The sequence below is a fragment of the Ruegeria sp. AL3 genome (genome assembly GCF_056536065.1).
The window spans coordinates 256,746-273,586 of the sequence record NZ_JBQFJG010000001.1 but is presented as its reverse complement, the minus strand read 5'-3'; the positions used below and the strand labels follow the sequence as shown (position 1 = coordinate 273,586).

The following is a 16,841-nucleotide window of genomic DNA, read 5'->3' as shown; positions in this document are numbered from 1 at the left end:
GCAAGTACGGGGAGTGTGGATCAGTATGTTTGGTTCAACTCGTCCGCCGCCGGGATTTCCCTTTCGCGGCGGGCGATATAGTCCAGAAGGGCCTCGTTCTTGGCCTCGTCCAGCTTTGGTTCTTCATATTCGGCCAATAGTTTCCGCGCATGTTTCAGGGCGCGTTCGGTGATTTCCACCTCCCCCTCGGCCACCCATTGCTCGATCGAGTTGTTGTCGAACAGTTCCGGCATGAAGAACGCGGTCTGAAAGTTGTCCTGCGTGTGCGGATGACCCAGATAATGCCCGCCGGGCCCCACATCGGGAACCGCTGCCAGGGCCTGATCGAAATCGTGCCACATTGGGCCTTCCGCCATCCGGTAAGCCATCGCGCATTGTTCGGCGTCGACGATAAACTTGGCGACCGAACAGTGCATGCCCGCCTCGTTCCAGCCTGCCGAATGCCAGATATAATTGGCCCCGGCGTGAATGACCGCACTGAGCGTCGTGGCGGATTCGTACCCGGCCTGTGCATCAAAGGTCTTGGCCCCACCCAGAGTGTTCGAAGTGCGCCACGGTACGTCGTAGAAGCGCGCCATCTGGCCGATCATGAAGTTCATCAGGCTGATTTCGGGCGTGCCGGCCATCGGCGCGCCGGATTTCATCGAAACGGTCGACAGGTAATGCCCCCAGATCGCCGGGCAGCCCTTGCGGATCACCTGCGTATAAGCCAGCGCCGAAAGCGCCTCGGCGGTCAGCTGCGCCACGGTCGCGGGCACCGATGCCGGGGTGTTCGCGCCACCCAGAACAAAGGGCGAGCACAGAACCGGCTGATTGCGGCGGCAGAAGGCCCGCATCGCACCCAGCATGGTTTCGTCCCACACCAGTGGGCTGTTGCCGTTGCAGTTGCCGGTGGTGACCGGATGATCGTCAATGAACCCTTCGCCGAACAGGATATCGCACATATCCATCACATCCTCGGCATTCCTGGGCGAGGTGGTCATGCCCATGAAGGTCTTGTCCGAGTACTTCATCGACGAATAGGTGATGCGCAGGTGCCGCTGGCTGATCGGGTGGTCGTAGGGCTCGACAATGTGATGGGCCGAGCTGTGCAGCGCCGGCATCATGTGCGACAGCTTGTGGAACATCGCCAGATCATCCAGCGTCGGGTTCCGGCGCACGTCATCCAGATCGCGCAGGAAAGGGGCCCCGGTCATTGGCACGAAGATCGCGTGCTTGCCACCCAGTGCAAGGTTCTTTTGCGGATCGCGCGCGTGATAGGTGAACTGCGCCGGAATGGTCGAGATCAGCTCGCGCACCATATTTCGGTCCAGATAGACCAGTTCGCCGTCAACCTTGGCCCCGGCTTTTTTCCAGTCTTCCAGCGCGATGGGGTCGCGGAACTGAACGCCGACATTTTCCAGAATGTCCATCGCCGCATTGTCGATGCGCTCAACCTGGGTTGCGTCCATGACCTCGCACAGCGGGATGCCTCGGGTCAGGCCCGGCAGCATGTCGAAATTTGGAGCGGTGCGTTGGGCTCGGCGGGCAGAACGTCCGCCGGAACGCGTGACAGTGCGAGTGGTCAAGGGGCAATCCTCCAATTTTGAAACAAACTGACGGATTCGCGGCGCAACCACCTCTCTGATTGCGATATGTGCTTGCAATAAGCGACACGGGTCATTCCAAATAATTTTGTCCCTGCGTAACGAAAAAGACGCCGGGTCATTGTTACCTGTGTGACCTACTTCACAGCCAGGCAAGTGCATATATCTGCAACAGATAAACGCAGGGTTGTTTCAGAAGGCACTCACTCATGCACCACAAAACAGAGATGCTGATCGTCGGCGCCGGGTTTGCCGGGCTGACGATGGCGCTTGAGGCGCGCAAGCGCGGTATCAAGGATATCGCGATTTTGGAAAAGGCCGATGATATCGGGGGGACATGGCGCGAAAATACCTATCCCGGTGTCGCCTGTGATGTGCCGTCGCATCTGTATTCCATGGCGACCCATCTCAACCCGCATTGGAGCCGCGCCTATGCCGGTGGCGCGGAAATTCAGGCTTATCTGCAAAATGTCGCGCGTCAGGAAGGGTTGTATGACCTGTGCCATTTCCGGCAGGAGCTGAAATCGGCCAGCTGGGATGGAACGCGATGGCAAGTTGAAACGATGGATGGCCAGCAATGGTCGGCGCGGTTTCTGGTCTCGGCCATTGGCGCACTTCATTATCCCAGCATCCCGGATATCCCCGGCGCCGACGGTTTTTCGGGGCCCAGTTTCCACTCGGCCGAATGGAATCACGAAGTCGATCTGACCGGCAAGCGCGTGGCGGTCGTTGGAACCGGCGCATCCGCCGTTCAGTTTGTACCCGAGATCGCCAAGATTGCAGGCCACGTCGCGATCTTTCAACGCAGTGCGCCTTACGTGATGCCGCGCCCGGACGGTCCGATTGCGCCCTGGGTGCGCAGCCTTTACGCTTGGCTTCCCATTTTGCCCCGCATTCGGCGCAAGCTGATATTCATGATCTTCGAATTTCGCCACCGCGTGTTTCGTGGTGAGGAACGCGCGGTGAATTTTGCTTTGAAGATGTGGCAAAAGGCATTGGAGCGCGCCATCACCGATCCGGTCGAACGGCGGACTCTGACCCCCGACTATCGGATCGGCTGCAAACGTATCCTGAGTTCGAACGATTGGTACCCGACCCTGGCCCGCGACAATGTCAGCGTTGTTCCGAAGGGCGTCGCTCGAATCGAAGGTGACACGGTCATCGCGGCGGATGGCACCCGGACCAAGGCGGATGTCTTGATCTGGGGCACCGGGTTTCACGTAACCGACGTGGTCGAGCGTCTGGACATTACCGGTACGGACGGGCTGACGCTGCGCTCTGCCTGGTCGGATGGCATGTGCGCGCATCTGGGTACCGCAGTTTCGGGTTTTCCCAATTTCTTCCTGCTTCTGGGGCCGCATACCGGGTTGGGGCACAACTCGGTCGTGCTGATGATCGAGGCCCAGGTTGGCCATATCGGCCGGGTCCTGAGCGAGATGCAGCGCGAAGGGTTGTCCGCAATCACTCCAGACGCCGCAAAACAGGCGGCGTTCACGCGGGAAATGCACAGCCGCCACGCGGACGGCGTCTGGCAGGCCGGCGGCTGTACATCCTGGTACATGGATGCGGAAGGCCGAAACACGACCTTGTGGCCCGGCACCGTTGCCGAGTTTCAGAAACGCATGGCACAATCAGGGTTGGAGCAATACGGACCCGCCGCCCCTGGCAATGGAGAAAGTTGAATGACAACCGTTCTGATCGCAATCGCCGTCCTTGTTGCGGTTCTGTTTGTCTTGAACCTGTGGACCCGGAAGATTACCCGCCGGGGTCGTGAAACCGTGCCGCAGCTGGGTCAGATCACACCCGTTCGCGGCGGCAGCATCCACTATGTGGAAAAGGGAAATCCCGAGGCGCAGACCATCGTCATGATTCACGGTCTGGCCGGGCAGTTGCAGCACTTTACCTATGCGCTGGTGGATCTTCTGGCCGACGACTACCACGTTATCGCGCTGGACCGGCCGGGATGCGGGTATTCAACGCGCGATACGGCCGAGCTGGCGCAATTGCCCCACCAGGCAGGCATGATTGCCGAGTTTCTGGACAAAAAAGGCGTGGACCGCGCTGTTCTGGTCGGCCATTCACTGGGGGGCGCGGTTTCACTAGCGATGGCACTGGACCATCCGGCCCGGGTCGCCGGTCTGGCGCTGCTGGCGCCGCTGACGCACAAACTGCCCGAAACCCCGGCGATCTTCAAACCCCTTGAGATCCGCTCCGAATGGATGCGCAGCCTGATCGGCAACACGCTTGCCGTTCCCCTTGCGTCCAGAACCGCGCCGCACACGCTGAGCGCAGCGTTTGACCCGGAAACCCCGCCGGACGACTTTTTGGACCGGGCAGGCGGCGCGCTTGGCCTGCGGCCTTCCGCCTTTGTCACGGCCTCTCAGGACGTTGCCGGGGTCGATGCAAGTATCAATGCGCAGGTCGCGCGCTATCCGAAACTGACTGTCCCCGGGGGCATCTTGTATGGCCGTCAGGACGCGATACTGTCACCGCCGCTGCACGGGCCGACAATGACCGAGTTCGGGCTGAGTTACGAAGAGCTGGACGGGTTCGGCCACATGATTCCGATCACAGAGCCCGAAATATGTGCCGTCTTCATCCGCAGGATGACCGACGCGACCACATCCCCTCGAACATCCTTGCAGGACAGGCCATCAGAGCAGGCGTGAAAGAAATCTTGAGGTTGGTTGATTTCCCTCTTGACCCTCCCGGGCCCCTCGCTTACATCGCCTCTCACTCAAGGCGGAGTAGCTCAGTTGGTTAGAGCAGCGGAATCATAATCCGCGTGTCGGGGGTTCAAGTCCCTCCTCCGCTACCAAAACCCTTCCCATTTTGTTGAATGGTTTGAGGCCGCAACGCCGGGGATCCTCCTTCGCTTGTGTATCTACGTATCCAGCCGGCAACACCCGTCTTTGTGCAGATGCTGCCAGCTTGTTCTGGCGTGCCTTGTGCGTCAGATCCGCCCCATGCCGTTAAACAGCCGGGGGTCTGCGTCCTTGATCGCCCGGCGGCCGTGCTTTACCCGTGTGTGTTGTCGATCACGGCGATATCCCCGTCCTGCCAGTTGATTTCGACCGTGCAGCTTTCGGCGATGTCGTGTTCTTCGTTCGTCAAGAAAACCTCCGCCGCCCCACATCAGGGAATTTACAGGAAGTGTCCCGAGAGTCCGAGCATATCTACAACATCGACTAAATCGGAAATCATGGTGCTGCTGGAGAGAATTGAACTCTCGACCTCTCCCTTACCAAGGGAGTGCTCTACCTCTGAGCTACAGCAGCGCTGTGGGCGGGTGATTAGACTCAAACGAAACGCGGCGCAAGGGTGTCTGGACGGTTTTTTTCGCCTCCTGTAGAGAAAGATCATGACGAATAAAAATTCACCCAAAAAACAAGGCAAATCCGGGGATGCGCGCGAAGAGCGGCTGAAAGCGGCGCTGAAGGCCAATATGGCCCGGCGCAAGGCGCAGGCCAAGGCGCGGGCGACCTCTGGGGACAAGGCTGACAAGGACAAGGGATAAGAGCAGATGGATTCGATTCTGGTGACGGGCAACGGCCCGCTGAATGGTCAGATACCGATTGCGGGGGCCAAAAACGCGTGTCTGACGCTGATGCCTGCAACCTTGCTGAGCGAAGAACCGCTGACGCTGACGAACGCACCACGCCTCAGCGACATCAAGACCATGACCGCTCTGCTGCAATCACTGGGGGCCGAGGTGTCGTCGCTGCAAGATGGTCAGGTGATCGCGATGTCGAGCCATAGCCTGACCAGCCAAACGGCGGATTATGACATTGTGCGCAAGATGCGTGCCTCGAATCTGGTGCTGGGCCCCTTGCTGGCGCGGTTCGGGCAGGCGGTTGTTTCTCTGCCAGGTGGCTGCGCGATTGGTGCCCGTCCGATGGACTTGCATGTGGAAGGGCTCGAGGCGCTGGGCGCCGAGATTGAGCTGAAAGACGGGTATCTGCACGCCAGGGCTCCGGGAGGGCTGAAAGGCGCGGTGCACGAGATGCGCTTTGCCTCGGTCGGGGCCACCGAAAACATCGTCATGGCGGCGACGCTGGCCAAGGGCACCACGGTGCTCAAGAACGCCGCGCGCGAGCCCGAGATCGTCGATCTGGTCGAATGCCTGCGCAAGATGGGTGCGCAGATTTCGGGCGAGGGCAGCTCGACCATCGAAATTCAGGGCGTCGACCGGCTGCACGGTGCCACCCATCAGGTTGTCACCGACCGGATCGAACTGGGCACCTATATGCTGGCCCCGGCGATTTGCGGTGGCGAGGTCGAACTGCTGGGCGGGCGCATGGCGCTGGTTGAATCCTTTGCGGCCAAGCTCGACGCGGCGGGGGTCAGTGTCACCGAAACCCAAAACGGCTTGAAAGTGGCGCGCAAGAACGGCCGTGTGCAGGCTGTGGATGTGGTGACCGAACCCTTCCCGGGCTTCCCGACCGACCTTCAAGCGCAGATGATGGCGCTGATGTGCACGGCTGAGGGCACCTCGGTTCTCGAAGAACGCATTTTCGAAAACCGCTTCATGCATGCCCCGGAACTTGTGCGCATGGGCGCGAATATCGAGGTGCACGGCGGCACTGCCACCGTCACGGGTGTCGAAACCCTGAAAGGCGCCCCGGTGATGGCGACGGATCTGCGGGCTTCGGTGTCGCTGATCCTCGCCGGATTAGCGGCAGAAGGTGAGACGACGGTAAGCCGGGTCTATCATTTGGACCGCGGATATGAACATGTGGTGCGCAAGCTGGAAGGCGTGGGCGCAAAAATCGAACGGATCAAGGGCGAATGACGGACGCAAGTTTTGAAGACGGGCGCGAAGCCCCGCTGAATCTGGGGGCTGAGGATGCAGATGACCTGAAGGTGATCTCGACCCTGGTGCAGGATGCGGTTTTTCCCGTGACCGAGATGAAATGGCAACCGTCGCACCGCCGCTTTGGCCTGTTGCTGAACCGTTTTCGCTGGGAAGACAAAGATGCCGCCGCCCGCCGTGACCGCCCGTTTGAACGGGTGCAGTCGGTGCTGGTCTTCGATTCCGTTCTGTCCGTGTCCAGTCAGGGCATTGATCGCAGCGAGAAAGACATGGTCATGTCGCTGCTGTCCGTCGAATTCGAACCCGGTGAGGATGGCGCGGGCCAGGTCTTGCTGACCCTGGCGGGTGACGGCGCGATCCGCCTGACGGTCGAGGCGTTGGATGCCACGCTCAAGGACGTCACGCGCCCATATCGGGCCCCATCCGGCCGGGTGCCGCAGCACCCCGAATAGATGCAGAACAAGCGCGGCATTTCTCAGGCGTTTTCAAATGTGCCCGAGGGTATTGCCCTGCGTCCCGCGACCGTGTTCGATGTGTTCGACATCAGTCGCGTGCTGATACGGTCGATCACGCAGCTTTGTGTGGCCGATCACAACAACGATCTCGACCATCTGGAACAATGGACCGCGAACAAAGACCCGGCGACCATCCGGGGCTGGTTCAAGCCGGGATCACAGATCTGGCTGGCCGAGCGTGAAGGGCGGGTGGCCGCGGTCGGTGGGTTGTTCGAAACCGGCAAGATCACCTTGCTCTATGTTGACCCGGATCACGTCGGCAGCGGGGTGGGGGCCGCGTTGCTCAACCGGCTGGAACGGCAACTGGCTGCGTGCGGCTGTACCGAGGCGCATCTGGACGGCACGAAAACCGCCCGGGAATTCTATTTGCGCCACGGCTGGAAGGTCACCGGTCAATGCAGTGACAGTCGGGACCTGACCTGCTTTGCCATGCGCAAATCGCTGCACCCCCAGGGCTGAGGGTTGAGGCCGCGCCCCGTGGGCGATATGTCCCGTGGCGCAACGCCCGGAGTGCCAGATCATGCCCGTTTTCCTTGACGCCACATCACCCGATTTCGAAACCGCCTTTCAGGCCCTGCTGTCCGCCAAGCGCGAGGACAGCCCGGATGTGGACGCGGTTGTGGCGCAGATCATCGACGATGTCCGCAACCGGGGTGACGCGGCGGTCATCGAACTGACCACGAAATTCGACCGGCTGGAGCTGACGCCCGAAACGCTGGCCTTCAGCGCTCAGGAAATCGCGGACGCGGTGACGCAGGTCTCGGCCGAGGATCGCGCGGCGCTGGAACTGGCCGCCGCCCGCATCCGGGCCTATCACGAAAAGCAGATGCCTAGTGATCACAGCTGGACGGATGAGGCCGGGGCCACACTGGGCTGGCGCTGGTCAGCCGTTTCAGCCGCCGGGTTGTATGTGCCGGGCGGGCTGGCTTCTTACCCGTCGTCGGTTCTGATGAATGCCATCCCGGCCAAGGTGGCGGGGGTTGAACGGCTGGCCATCGTGGTGCCCACCCCGGACGGGCAGGTGAACCCGCTGGTGCTGCTGGCAGCGCAGCTGTCGGGTGTGGACGAGGTCTATCGCATCGGCGGCGCGCAGGCCGTGGCGGCGCTCGCCTATGGCACCGACACCATCGCGCCGGTCGACAAGATCACGGGCCCGGGCAACGCCTTTGTTGCGGCGGCCAAGCGCCGTGTCTTTGGCAAGGTCGGCATCGACATGATTGCGGGCCCTTCCGAGATTCTGGTTATCGCCGACAAGAACAACGATCCCGACTGGATCGCGCTGGACCTGCTCAGCCAGGCCGAACACGATGAAAGCGCGCAGTCGATCCTGATCACGGATGATGCCGCTTTTGGCCAAAGCGTCGCTACGGCGGTCGAAAAACGCCTCGAAACCCTGCAACGCCGCGCCATCGCCGGGGCCAGCTGGCGCGACTTCGGCGCCATAATCACCGTCCGTGATCTGGATCAGGCTGCAATCCTATCGAACCGTATCGCCCCGGAACATCTGGAGCTTTGCGTCGCAGACCCGGTGGCGCTGAGCGAAAAAACCATCCACGCCGGGGCCATCTTTCTGGGCCAGTACACACCTGAAGCCATCGGTGATTATGTGGGCGGTCCCAACCACGTGTTGCCCACCGCGCGTTCGGCACGGTTTTCGTCAGGCCTCAGCGTGATGGATTTCCTCAAACGCACCACGCTCAGCCAGATGACCCCCGAAGCCCTGCGCGCCATTGGTCCTGCCGCCGAACAGCTGGCGTGCTCGGAAAGCCTCGAGGCGCATGGCCTCTCGGTCACCGCGCGCCTGAACCGCCTGAATGGCTGAAATGACGCAAAGACCTGGCGCATATGGCGTTTCTGTGCGTTGCCCGTTGAATATCATTGCTATAGGTCTGTGCTGACGCAAGGAATGTGACTGTAAAGATGACCCGCATCTCGCATATCGAACTGGATGATAGAAATCTGCCGCCGCCCACGCCCGAGATCGAGCAGGAACGCAAGGTTGCCATCTATGATCTGCTGGAAGAAAACAGCTTCTCGCTGCCCAAACGCGACGACCGCGTTGTGCCCGAAGGCCCCTATCGCCTTCAGCTTTCGATCCGCGACAAACGGCTTGTCTTCGACATTGAAACCGAGGCCAACGAAAAAGCGGCCGAGTTTCACCTGTCGCTCGGTCCCTTCCGGCAGGTGGTCAAGGATTACTTCCAGATCTGCGAAAGCTATTTCGATGCGGTGAAATCACTGCCGCCCAGCCAGATCGAAACCATCGACATGGCCCGCCGGGGTATCCACAACGAAGGCAGCCGCGTGTTGCAGGAACGGCTGGAAGGCAAGGCAGATGTCGACACCGACACCGCCCGTCGCCTGTTCACGCTGATCTGCGTTCTGCATTTTGGGGGCTGACGCGTGAAGCCTCTGCCGCAGTCGGTCTTGTTCTGTTGCGACCACAACGCGGTTCGGTCCCCGATGGCCGAGGGGCTGATGAAGAAATTCTATGGCACCGGCACCTATGTTCAGTCCGCCGGTGTGCATAACGATCTGGAAATCGACGGCTTCAGCATCGCCGTCTGCCACGAGGTCGGCGTGGAACTGTCCCGCCACCGCTCACGCTCCTTTGACGAGATGCAGGAATGGGGTGATGACCTCAGCTCGTTTGATCTGGTGGTGGCGCTTTCACCCGCCAGTCAGCGGCAGGCGCTGGAACTGACCCGTGTTTTTCACCTCGATGTCGATTATTGGCCAATAATGGACCCTACCGGGTTGGGCGAGACCCGCGAAGAAAAGCTACATCACTACCGACAGACCCGCGATCAGATCATCAAACATCTGAAAGACCGCTGGGGCGAACCTACGGAGTGACCATGAACCAGACCGTCAAAACCTATTTCGAAGCCTTCAATGCCGGTGACGTGGATGCCATGCTGGCCTGCCTGTCCGATGACGTGGCCCATCACGTGAACGAAGGCCAGATCCGCATTGGCAAGGACAAGTTCGCCGCGTTCTGCGCGCATATGAACCGGTGCTACAAAGAAAACCTGACCGACATCGTCGTGTTCGAAGCCGAAGGCGGCACCCGCGCCGCAGCCGAATTCATCGTCAACGGCACCTACCTGAAAACCGATGATGGCCTTCCGGATGCGCATGGCCAGACGTACCGCCTGCCTGCCGGTTCGTTCTTCGACCTGAAGGATGGCAAGATCACCCGCGTCACCACTTTCTACAACCTGGCAGACTGGACCAAACAGGTTTCGAATGGCTGAGGTCACCGACGTCCGCCCCCTGACCGGAACGGCACTCGGGGCCGCTCTGGACGATGTCGCCCGCCTGCGGATCAGGGTGTTTCACGCCTGGCCCTACCTCTATGACGGCGATCTGGAATACGAACGCAAATACCTGCAATCCTACCGCGACAGCGACAAGGCCATCGTGATTGGCGCCTTCGACGGCGACCGCCTGATCGGCGCCTCGACCGGCGCACCGCTGACTGACCACGCTGACGATTTCGCGGCGGCCTTCCAGGGCTCCGGGCTTGACCTGCATGACATCTTCTATTGCGCCGAATCGGTGCTGTTGCCCGACTATCGTGGGCAGGGTGTCGGCCACAGGTTCTTTGACGAACGCGAAGCCCACGCCCGCGCGCTGGGTTTCACCAAATGCGCGTTCTGCGGTGTGCAACGCCCGGCAGATCATCCGATGCGGCCCGACAATTACCGCCCGCTGGATGCCTTCTGGCACGCGCGGGGGTATGAACCATTGCCCGGTGCGATCGCACAGTTTTCGTGGAAAGACATTGGGGAAGAGGGTGAGACGCTGAAGCCGTTGCAGTTCTGGATCCGGGATCTCTGAACGCCAAACGCAAAAAAATTCCCGAATCATGGTAGTGTTGGGTTTTCTGTGGGGGAATTGCCATGAAACGCTATGTTATCGAACGCGATCTTCCGGGTGTCGGTTCCATGTCCGGTGACGAACTGTGCGGCGCGTCTGCGAAGTCGAACGAAGCGCTGGCGCAAATACCCGGCGTGCAGTGGGAGCATTCCTATGTTGCTGGTGACAAGACCTTTTGCATTTATCTGGCCGAGAGCGAGGACGCGATCCACAAGCATGCGGAACTCAGCGGGTTCCCGGCCAACACGGTCACCGAAGTGACCACGATCATCGATCCGACGACCGCAGGGTAATTGGGCTGTACTCCGGTCTGCGTCCGCGACTAAGGTCACGCGAATTTGACCGAACGGGGACGCTGCCATGAAAGTCGCAACTGCCGCCTACAACCTCGACTGGCTGAATAGCTGGGCGCAATACGAAGACAAGCTTGAGGGGTGGGTGTCCCAGGCCGCAGGGCAGGGGGCCGAATTGCTGGTCTTTCCCGAATATGGCGCGATGGAGCTGTCGACCCTCGACGGGGCCGAGATTGCCGGCGATTTGGAGCGGTCGATCCGGGCCGTGTCCGACCGGATGGAGGATGTACAAAATCTGCACACCCGCGTCGCCAAGACGTACAAAACCTACATTCTGGGTGCGTCGGCGCCGGTTGTTGATGGCCCCGGGCGTCCGGTGAACCGTGCCGCCTTCTACGCGCCGGATGGCAGTTTCGACCATCAGGACAAACAGATCATGACCCGGTTCGAACGCGAGGATTGGGACATCGCCCCGGGGGGTCCGCTCAAGCTGTTCGACACCGCACTGGGCAAGATCGGTGTGTTGATCTGTTATGACAGCGAGTTTCCGTTGCTGGGCCGCGCGCTGAGCGAGGCAGACCTGATCCTTGCGCCATCCTGTACCGAAGCGCTTTCGGGTTACTGGCGCGTGCGGATTGGCGCAATGTCAAGAGCTTTGGAAAATCAATGCGTTACGGTCATGGCCTCGCTGGTCGGGAACAACCAGTGGTCCGAGGCGGTGGATGTGAACACCGGGACCGGAGGCGTTTTTGGCCCGCCCGACAAGGGGTTCCCGGCCACCGGTGTGCTGGCCGAAGGCACTTTGAATCAGCCGGGCTGGACCTATGCGGATGTCGACCTGTCAGCCATCGCCGAGGTCCGCGCGGACGGTCACGTGCTGAACCGAACCCATTGGGAGGAACAGGCCGCCCGAGTCGAATCGGTCACAATATCCGCTCTTTAGGTGATTCCGCCCTTGAAATAAGGCCGAAATAGGCTCATTTAAGCGCACACCCCCGCAGATTCTGCGGGTGCAACGTAATGATGGAGACAACATGGCCAAGGAAGATACGCTCGAATTTCCCGGTGTCGTGAAGGAACTCCTGCCTAATGCGACGTTTCGGGTCGAGCTGGAAAACGGCCATGAGATCATCGCACATACGGCAGGCAAGATGCGCAAGAACCGCATCCGTGTTCTGGCCGGCGACAAGGTTCAGGTCGAGATGACCCCATATGATCTGACCAAGGGTCGGATCAACTATCGCTTCAAGTAACGCCTGCCGCAATGGCGTTCATTCTCGGATCGGGCAGCCCAAGACGGCTGGACCTGCTGGCCCAGCTTGGCGTGCGGCCCGATGCCATTTGCCCTCCTGACATCGACGAAACGCCCTTGAAGGGCGAGCTTCCGGTTCCGTATTGCCACCGCATCACGCGCCAAAAAGTGCAGGCTGTTCAGGCAGATAGAGGTGACGTTACCCTCTGTGCAGATACCACCGTGGCCTTGGGGCGTCGGATTCTGGGAAAGCCCGAGGATGCGGGGCAGGCGGCAGAGTTTCTGCATTCCCTGTCTGGTCGTCGTCACCGCGTGATCACCTCGGTTGCGGTCCGGCGCGGAGACCGTGTGCTGCAGCGTGATGTCGTCTCACAGGTCAAGGTCAAACGTCTGTCGGATGTCGAGATCAACGCCTATCTGGCGACCGGAGACTGGCGCGGCAAGGCAGGCGCCTATGCGATTCAGGGGCCCGCAGGGGCTTTCATTCCATGGATTTCGGGGTCGTTCACAGGCATCGTTGGCCTGCCCCTGTCCGAGACCGCGGCCTTGCTGCAAGGCATCGGCTATCCACTGTATCGAGAGGCATCATGAAAGGTCGCACCATTGTTCTGGACCACATCCAAGGCCGCGAAGCGGCTGCGCTGATGGTCGACGGCAAGTTGGATGACTTCTTGATCGCCACAGACGCACCCGCGCCCGGCACGATCTATCGCGCCCGCGCTGACCGCCCGGTCAAGGGGCAGGGCGGAATGTTCCTGACCACACCAGATGGCCCTGCTTTCCTGCGACAAGTCAAAGGCTTGGGTCCCGGTGCCCTGTTGTTGGTACAGGTTACCGGCTTTGCAGAGCCCGGCAAAGCCATACCGGTGAGCAATCGCATCCTCTTCAAAAGCCGCTATGCGATTGTTACGCCGGACGCTCCGGGCCTGAACATTTCGCGCAGTATCAAGGACGAGGACACACGCGATCAACTGCTTGAAATCGCCCACGAGCAGATGGGTGACAGCGCCTATGGATTGATCCTGCGCTCCTGCTGCGCTGGTGCGGATGCCGAAGAGATCTCGGAAGACCTCTCGGCCATGTTGACGCAGGCCGAGCAGGTGATGAATGACGACGGGACCGAGCCTGAACTTCTCAGCGAAGGTGACAGCCCCCATATCCTTGCCTGGCGCGACTGGACCGACCCGGCCGAAGTCGTGACACAGGCGGGCGGGTTCGAAACCCACGGCGTTCTGGATGCGCTGGATACCGTGCGTGGAGCGTCCGAGCCTTTGCCGGGCGGAGGGTATCTTTACATCGAACCCACACGCGCGTTGGTCGCCGTGGATGTGAACACCGGAGCGGACACCTCGCTGGCGGCGGGCACCAAGGCCAATTTCGCCTGCGCCAAGATGCTGCCCCGTGCGTTGCGCGTACGTGGGCTGGCTGGTCAGATAACGCTGGACCTCGCTCCCATGCCAAAGAAGGATCGCCGCGGGTTTGAGTCCGCTTTGCGTGCCGCGTTCAGATCAGACCCGGACGAGACGATTCTTGCAGGCTGGACCCCGCTGGGCCACTTTGAGTTGCAGCGAAAGCGTGGTCGCGTTCCTGTAATGGAGATCCTGAAATGAACTGCCCGATTTGCGGAGGCGAGACCGAGCAGAAATTTCGTCCGTTTTGTTCCAGGCGGTGTGCGGACATTGATTTGGCCAAGTGGTTGAACGGGTCCTACTCGGTTCCGTCGCAGCGCGAAGATGACCTTGAAGCCAAGGATGACACGCAGGACTTCACGCCAAAGCGACCGCATTGAAAAAATGTGAAAAAGCCTCTGGACACCGCTGGTAGCAAGTCATAGAAGGCCCCCACCCAACGACGAACGTCGTTCCCGTGCCCGGGTAGCTCAGGGGTAGAGCAGTGGATTGAAAATCCTCGTGTCGGTGGTTCGATTCCGCCCCCGGGCACCACTTTTTCCGCAGGAAAAATAATCTATGTCGTTGCTTTATGACAATAAAGTGCGATGATCTACTGTTGGGAAGATGTGGATTGCCCCGGCTTGCTACACAATTTGCTCCACATTCTGCTCCACACACTCTGATTTTTTTGAGGCCAACGCCAAGGACGTCGCACGTCACTCGAAATCCATCCGGGCAGGCTGCCCACCCTCAATGAACTCTTCCACCTTTCTAATCAAACCGGGCGGTGGCTCTCGCCCGATGGCACACTCCCAGACGACACCCACTCGCCATCCAGCCTCCTCAAGATCGTGGATGTTACGCCCATCTCTCTCCACATTCTGGCGAAATTTTTCTACCCAGAATTCGACGTTGCTGGAGGGCGTGGTGGCTTTCCGGCATCCGGAGTGGCGGTGCCAGTAGCAACCATGGACAAACAGGACGGTTTTCCACCTCGGCAGCACGATGTCCGGTGAACCAGGCAGCTTTTTGGCATTCAGCCGGAATCGAAATCCTCTGCGGTGAAGGGCCTTCCGCAGAGCTACCTCTGGCCTGGTATTTCGACCTCGAATGCGCGACATCATCCTGGAGCGCACTTCGGGTGTGACTATGTCTACCATGTGATCCCATTCTCATGGCGGCAGGTTTGCCCTGGCGCACATCATACTCTTGAAGATAAAAGAATAATACATTGAAGGGACGTAGATGAGCAGTGAATTCGCAATAATCGACCTGTTTGCGGGGCCGGGAGGCCTTGGTGAGGGGTTTACTCAGGCTGGCCGTGATGGCGACGTCAGCATGAAAATCCACCTGTCTGTGGAAATGGAGACCAACGCCGTGCAGACTTTGCGTCTGCGCTCCTTCCTGCGCCGCTTTGGCGAAGAGTTTCCAGAGGAGTACTATGCGGCACTGAATGAGGGTGTGGAATTTCCGAACTGGTCGGAGCTCTACCCGGAAGAATGGAAACACGCAGAGCAGGAAGTCCGGCAATTGGTTCTGGGAGATTCCGGTGTTTTCGACGAAATTGCAGGGGTTCTCGACAAGGTTCGCACAGACTTCCAAGGAAACACCATCCTGATCGGTGGTCCGCCCTGCCAAGCCTATTCACTGGCTGGCAGATCGCGCAACAAGGGCAAGGAGGACTATGTCCTCGAAAACGATCACCGGCATTATCTCTACAAGGAATACGTGAACATCTTGGAGCGCCTCGAACCGGCAGCCTTCGTGATGGAAAACGTCAAGGGAATGCTGTCGAGCAAGGTTGATGGCGGGGGAATCTTCCATCGAGTGTTGGATGATCTTGCCGGGGCTGGACGAGGTTACACCCTGATTCCGCTGACTGCTGCGCCGCATCTCGGGGTGGGGCATCCTCCGGCGCGAGACTTCATTCTCCGCGCAGAAGATCACGGTGTGCCGCAAGCCCGGCACAGGGTGATCGTGGTCGGCGTGCGGAAAGATATCTCTGAAAAGTTGGACTTCGGGGAGGAACCTCTCCTTGTGCGCCGAGATCGGCACACGACCGTTGAAAGAGCGCTCTCCGGGATCCCGCGTGTTCGGAGCGGGCTGAGCCGAGGTGATCAACTGGAAGCTTGGATCGATGCGGTACGAGACCAGGCAAAGGAGATCTCAGAGGCAAAGGATGTGCCTGAAGAAGTCAGGAAACGTGCCCGACGAATTGCCAAGACAAATGAGCTTCCATTGGCACGACAGGCGCGAGCCTACTCTGATGATCATCAGCTTCCGAAGGATCTGGAAGAATGGCTACTGGACGAAAAACTGGAAGCCGTCCTTCATCATGAAACCAGGGGGCACATCCCCGGCGATCTCGGGCGTTACCTGTTCTCTTCCATCTTTGCAGAGGAGCATCAGAAGGCTCCGAAATTGTCTGAGTTCCCTGATTTTCTGCAACCTGAACATAAGAACCGTGAAACAGGGCACTTTGCTGACCGATTCCGGACTCAGGTAGGTAGCCGTCCTTCGACCACGGTGACGAGTCATATTTCAAAGGATGGGCACTATTTCATTCATCCTGACCCTACACAGTGTCGATCCTTGACGGTCCGAGAGGCAGCCAGGTTGCAGACGTTCCCTGACAACTATTTCTTCCATGGGGGCAGAACGGCCCAGTACCATCAGGTGGGCAATGCAGTGCCTCCGTATCTGGCATTTCAGATCGCAAGCGCGGTTTCCAGCATGTTGAAACAAGCGACGAAAGGTTAAACACTTAGGTCGAAAATAGTCTTCATACCTAAAATGGTCACTACATTTATCAAATATAGTTGACATTTTTAATTCTGAATAACTATATGAGTCGGGCGCCACGCGAATTGGAGGTGACGGCCGATGGTTGAACGAGACAAGCGACAGAAATTTGAGGAACTCGCCGAGAAGCGCGTGAACAAGGCGATCAAGGATCTCCGCCTCATCGGAAACCTCTCGAACAAGAACAACTACTCGTTCGATGATGGTGATGTTCGGAAAATCATGAAGGCGCTCGACGATGAAATGAAAGCATTGAAGGGGCGTTTTGCACAGACCCGCCCCTCGGACCAAGATTTCAAATTGTAAA

21 protein-coding genes and 3 tRNA genes are annotated in these 16,841 nt (G+C 59.5%); 21 read left to right on the top strand and 3 right to left on the bottom strand.

What is annotated here, in order from left to right; all coding sequences use genetic code 11:
* Window positions 1-20: 20 nt before the first annotated feature.
* Window positions 21-1,568, bottom strand: coding sequence for a trimethylamine methyltransferase family protein (locus tag ACR3E6_RS01390; RefSeq protein ID WP_480485450.1), 1,548 nt, complete (start codon window positions 1,566-1,568; stop codon window positions 21-23).
* Window positions 1,569-1,795: 227 nt separating this feature from the next.
* On the opposite strand from ACR3E6_RS01390, the gene ACR3E6_RS01385 reads away from it, so the two are divergent.
* The 3 genes from ACR3E6_RS01385 to ACR3E6_RS01375 all read left to right on the top strand — a co-directional run bounded on the left by ACR3E6_RS01385 (window position 1,796) and on the right by ACR3E6_RS01375 (window position 4,404).
* A complete protein-coding gene (locus tag ACR3E6_RS01385) occupies window positions 1,796-3,268 on the top strand; it encodes a flavin-containing monooxygenase (RefSeq protein WP_480485448.1) in 1,473 nt (490 codons plus the stop codon).
* A complete protein-coding gene (locus ACR3E6_RS01380) occupies window positions 3,269-4,255 on the top strand; it encodes an alpha/beta fold hydrolase (RefSeq protein ID WP_480485446.1) in 987 nt (328 codons plus the stop codon).
* A gap of 72 nt (window positions 4,256-4,327) precedes the next feature.
* A tRNA-Met gene (locus tag ACR3E6_RS01375) sits at window positions 4,328-4,404 on the top strand.
* Window positions 4,405-4,789: 385 nt separating this feature from the next.
* On the opposite strand, the gene ACR3E6_RS01370 is transcribed toward ACR3E6_RS01375, so the two are convergent.
* Window positions 4,790-4,864, bottom strand: a tRNA-Thr gene (locus ACR3E6_RS01370).
* 83 nt (window positions 4,865-4,947) lie between these two features.
* Here ACR3E6_RS01370 and ACR3E6_RS01365 point away from each other — a divergent pair.
* From ACR3E6_RS01365 to ACR3E6_RS01290, 16 genes are all read left to right on the top strand, one after another.
* Window positions 4,948-5,103 (top strand): hypothetical protein, encoded by a 156-nt coding sequence (locus ACR3E6_RS01365; protein WP_171118532.1) that lies wholly within the window; start codon window positions 4,948-4,950, stop codon window positions 5,101-5,103.
* A 6-nt stretch (window positions 5,104-5,109) separates the two neighbouring features.
* Window positions 5,110-6,378, top strand: coding sequence for a UDP-N-acetylglucosamine 1-carboxyvinyltransferase (gene murA / locus ACR3E6_RS01360; protein WP_171634135.1), 1,269 nt, complete (start codon window positions 5,110-5,112; stop codon window positions 6,376-6,378).
* Window positions 6,375-6,851 (top strand): DUF2948 family protein, encoded by a 477-nt coding sequence (locus ACR3E6_RS01355; protein WP_480485444.1) that lies wholly within the window; start codon window positions 6,375-6,377, stop codon window positions 6,849-6,851. The genes murA and ACR3E6_RS01355 overlap by 4 nt, the downstream gene beginning before the upstream one ends.
* Entirely contained in the window at window positions 6,852-7,373 is a 522-nt protein-coding gene (locus tag ACR3E6_RS01350) for a GNAT family N-acetyltransferase (RefSeq protein ID WP_480485442.1), read from the top strand.
* A 61-nt stretch (window positions 7,374-7,434) separates the two neighbouring features.
* The gene (hisD, locus tag ACR3E6_RS01345; protein WP_480485440.1) at window positions 7,435-8,736 is read left to right on the top strand and encodes a histidinol dehydrogenase; all 1,302 of its coding nucleotides are present in this window, start codon (window positions 7,435-7,437) and stop codon (window positions 8,734-8,736) included.
* 98 nt (window positions 8,737-8,834) lie between these two features.
* Window positions 8,835-9,314, top strand: coding sequence for a UPF0262 family protein (locus ACR3E6_RS01340; RefSeq protein WP_171722821.1), 480 nt, complete (start codon window positions 8,835-8,837; stop codon window positions 9,312-9,314).
* Window positions 9,315-9,317: 3 nt separating this feature from the next.
* Window positions 9,318-9,770: an arsenate reductase/protein-tyrosine-phosphatase family protein gene (locus tag ACR3E6_RS01335; RefSeq protein WP_171634118.1), complete on the top strand. Its 453-nt coding sequence runs from the start codon at window positions 9,318-9,320 to the stop codon at window positions 9,768-9,770.
* 2 nt (window positions 9,771-9,772) lie between these two features.
* Window positions 9,773-10,171: a ketosteroid isomerase-related protein gene (locus ACR3E6_RS01330; protein WP_480485438.1), complete on the top strand. Its 399-nt coding sequence runs from the start codon at window positions 9,773-9,775 to the stop codon at window positions 10,169-10,171.
* On the top strand, window positions 10,164-10,757 hold the full coding sequence (locus ACR3E6_RS01325) for a GNAT family N-acetyltransferase (RefSeq protein ID WP_480485436.1): 594 nt from the start codon (window positions 10,164-10,166) through the stop codon (window positions 10,755-10,757). The genes ACR3E6_RS01330 and ACR3E6_RS01325 overlap by 8 nt, the downstream gene beginning before the upstream one ends.
* Before the next feature lie 62 nt (window positions 10,758-10,819).
* The gene (locus ACR3E6_RS01320) at window positions 10,820-11,089 is read left to right on the top strand and encodes a DUF4242 domain-containing protein (RefSeq protein WP_171722823.1); all 270 of its coding nucleotides are present in this window, start codon (window positions 10,820-10,822) and stop codon (window positions 11,087-11,089) included.
* Between the two features lie 67 nt (window positions 11,090-11,156).
* Window positions 11,157-12,032: a carbon-nitrogen hydrolase family protein gene (locus ACR3E6_RS01315; protein WP_480485433.1), complete on the top strand. Its 876-nt coding sequence runs from the start codon at window positions 11,157-11,159 to the stop codon at window positions 12,030-12,032.
* A 91-nt stretch (window positions 12,033-12,123) separates the two neighbouring features.
* Entirely contained in the window at window positions 12,124-12,342 is a 219-nt protein-coding gene (infA, locus tag ACR3E6_RS01310) for a translation initiation factor IF-1 (protein WP_005978431.1), read from the top strand.
* A gap of 11 nt (window positions 12,343-12,353) precedes the next feature.
* Window positions 12,354-12,932, top strand: a complete 579-nt coding sequence (locus tag ACR3E6_RS01305; RefSeq protein WP_171634104.1) for a Maf family protein — start codon at window positions 12,354-12,356, stop codon at window positions 12,930-12,932.
* Entirely contained in the window at window positions 12,929-13,951 is a 1,023-nt protein-coding gene (locus tag ACR3E6_RS01300; protein WP_171722826.1) for a ribonuclease E/G, read from the top strand. The genes ACR3E6_RS01305 and ACR3E6_RS01300 overlap by 4 nt, the downstream gene beginning before the upstream one ends.
* Window positions 13,948-14,130: a DNA gyrase inhibitor YacG gene (locus ACR3E6_RS01295; protein ID WP_480485431.1), complete on the top strand. Its 183-nt coding sequence runs from the start codon at window positions 13,948-13,950 to the stop codon at window positions 14,128-14,130. Before ACR3E6_RS01300 ends, ACR3E6_RS01295 begins: the two co-directional genes overlap by 4 nt.
* A gap of 79 nt (window positions 14,131-14,209) precedes the next feature.
* Window positions 14,210-14,284, top strand: a tRNA-Phe gene (locus ACR3E6_RS01290).
* A gap of 164 nt (window positions 14,285-14,448) precedes the next feature.
* Here the strand turns inward: ACR3E6_RS01290 and ACR3E6_RS01285 are convergent.
* The gene (locus ACR3E6_RS01285; protein WP_480485429.1) at window positions 14,449-14,892 is read right to left on the bottom strand and encodes a very short patch repair endonuclease; all 444 of its coding nucleotides are present in this window, start codon (window positions 14,890-14,892) and stop codon (window positions 14,449-14,451) included.
* Between the two features lie 85 nt (window positions 14,893-14,977).
* On the opposite strand from ACR3E6_RS01285, the gene ACR3E6_RS01280 reads away from it, so the two are divergent.
* Window positions 14,978-16,492 carry a DNA cytosine methyltransferase gene (locus ACR3E6_RS01280; RefSeq protein ID WP_480485427.1) on the top strand — a complete coding sequence of 505 codons (1,515 nt, stop codon included), beginning with the start codon at window positions 14,978-14,980 and terminating at the stop codon, window positions 16,490-16,492.
* A gap of 123 nt (window positions 16,493-16,615) precedes the next feature.
* On the top strand, window positions 16,616-16,840 hold the full coding sequence (locus ACR3E6_RS01275) for a hypothetical protein (RefSeq protein ID WP_480485425.1): 225 nt from the start codon (window positions 16,616-16,618) through the stop codon (window positions 16,838-16,840).
* Window position 16,841: the final 1 nt, after the last annotated feature.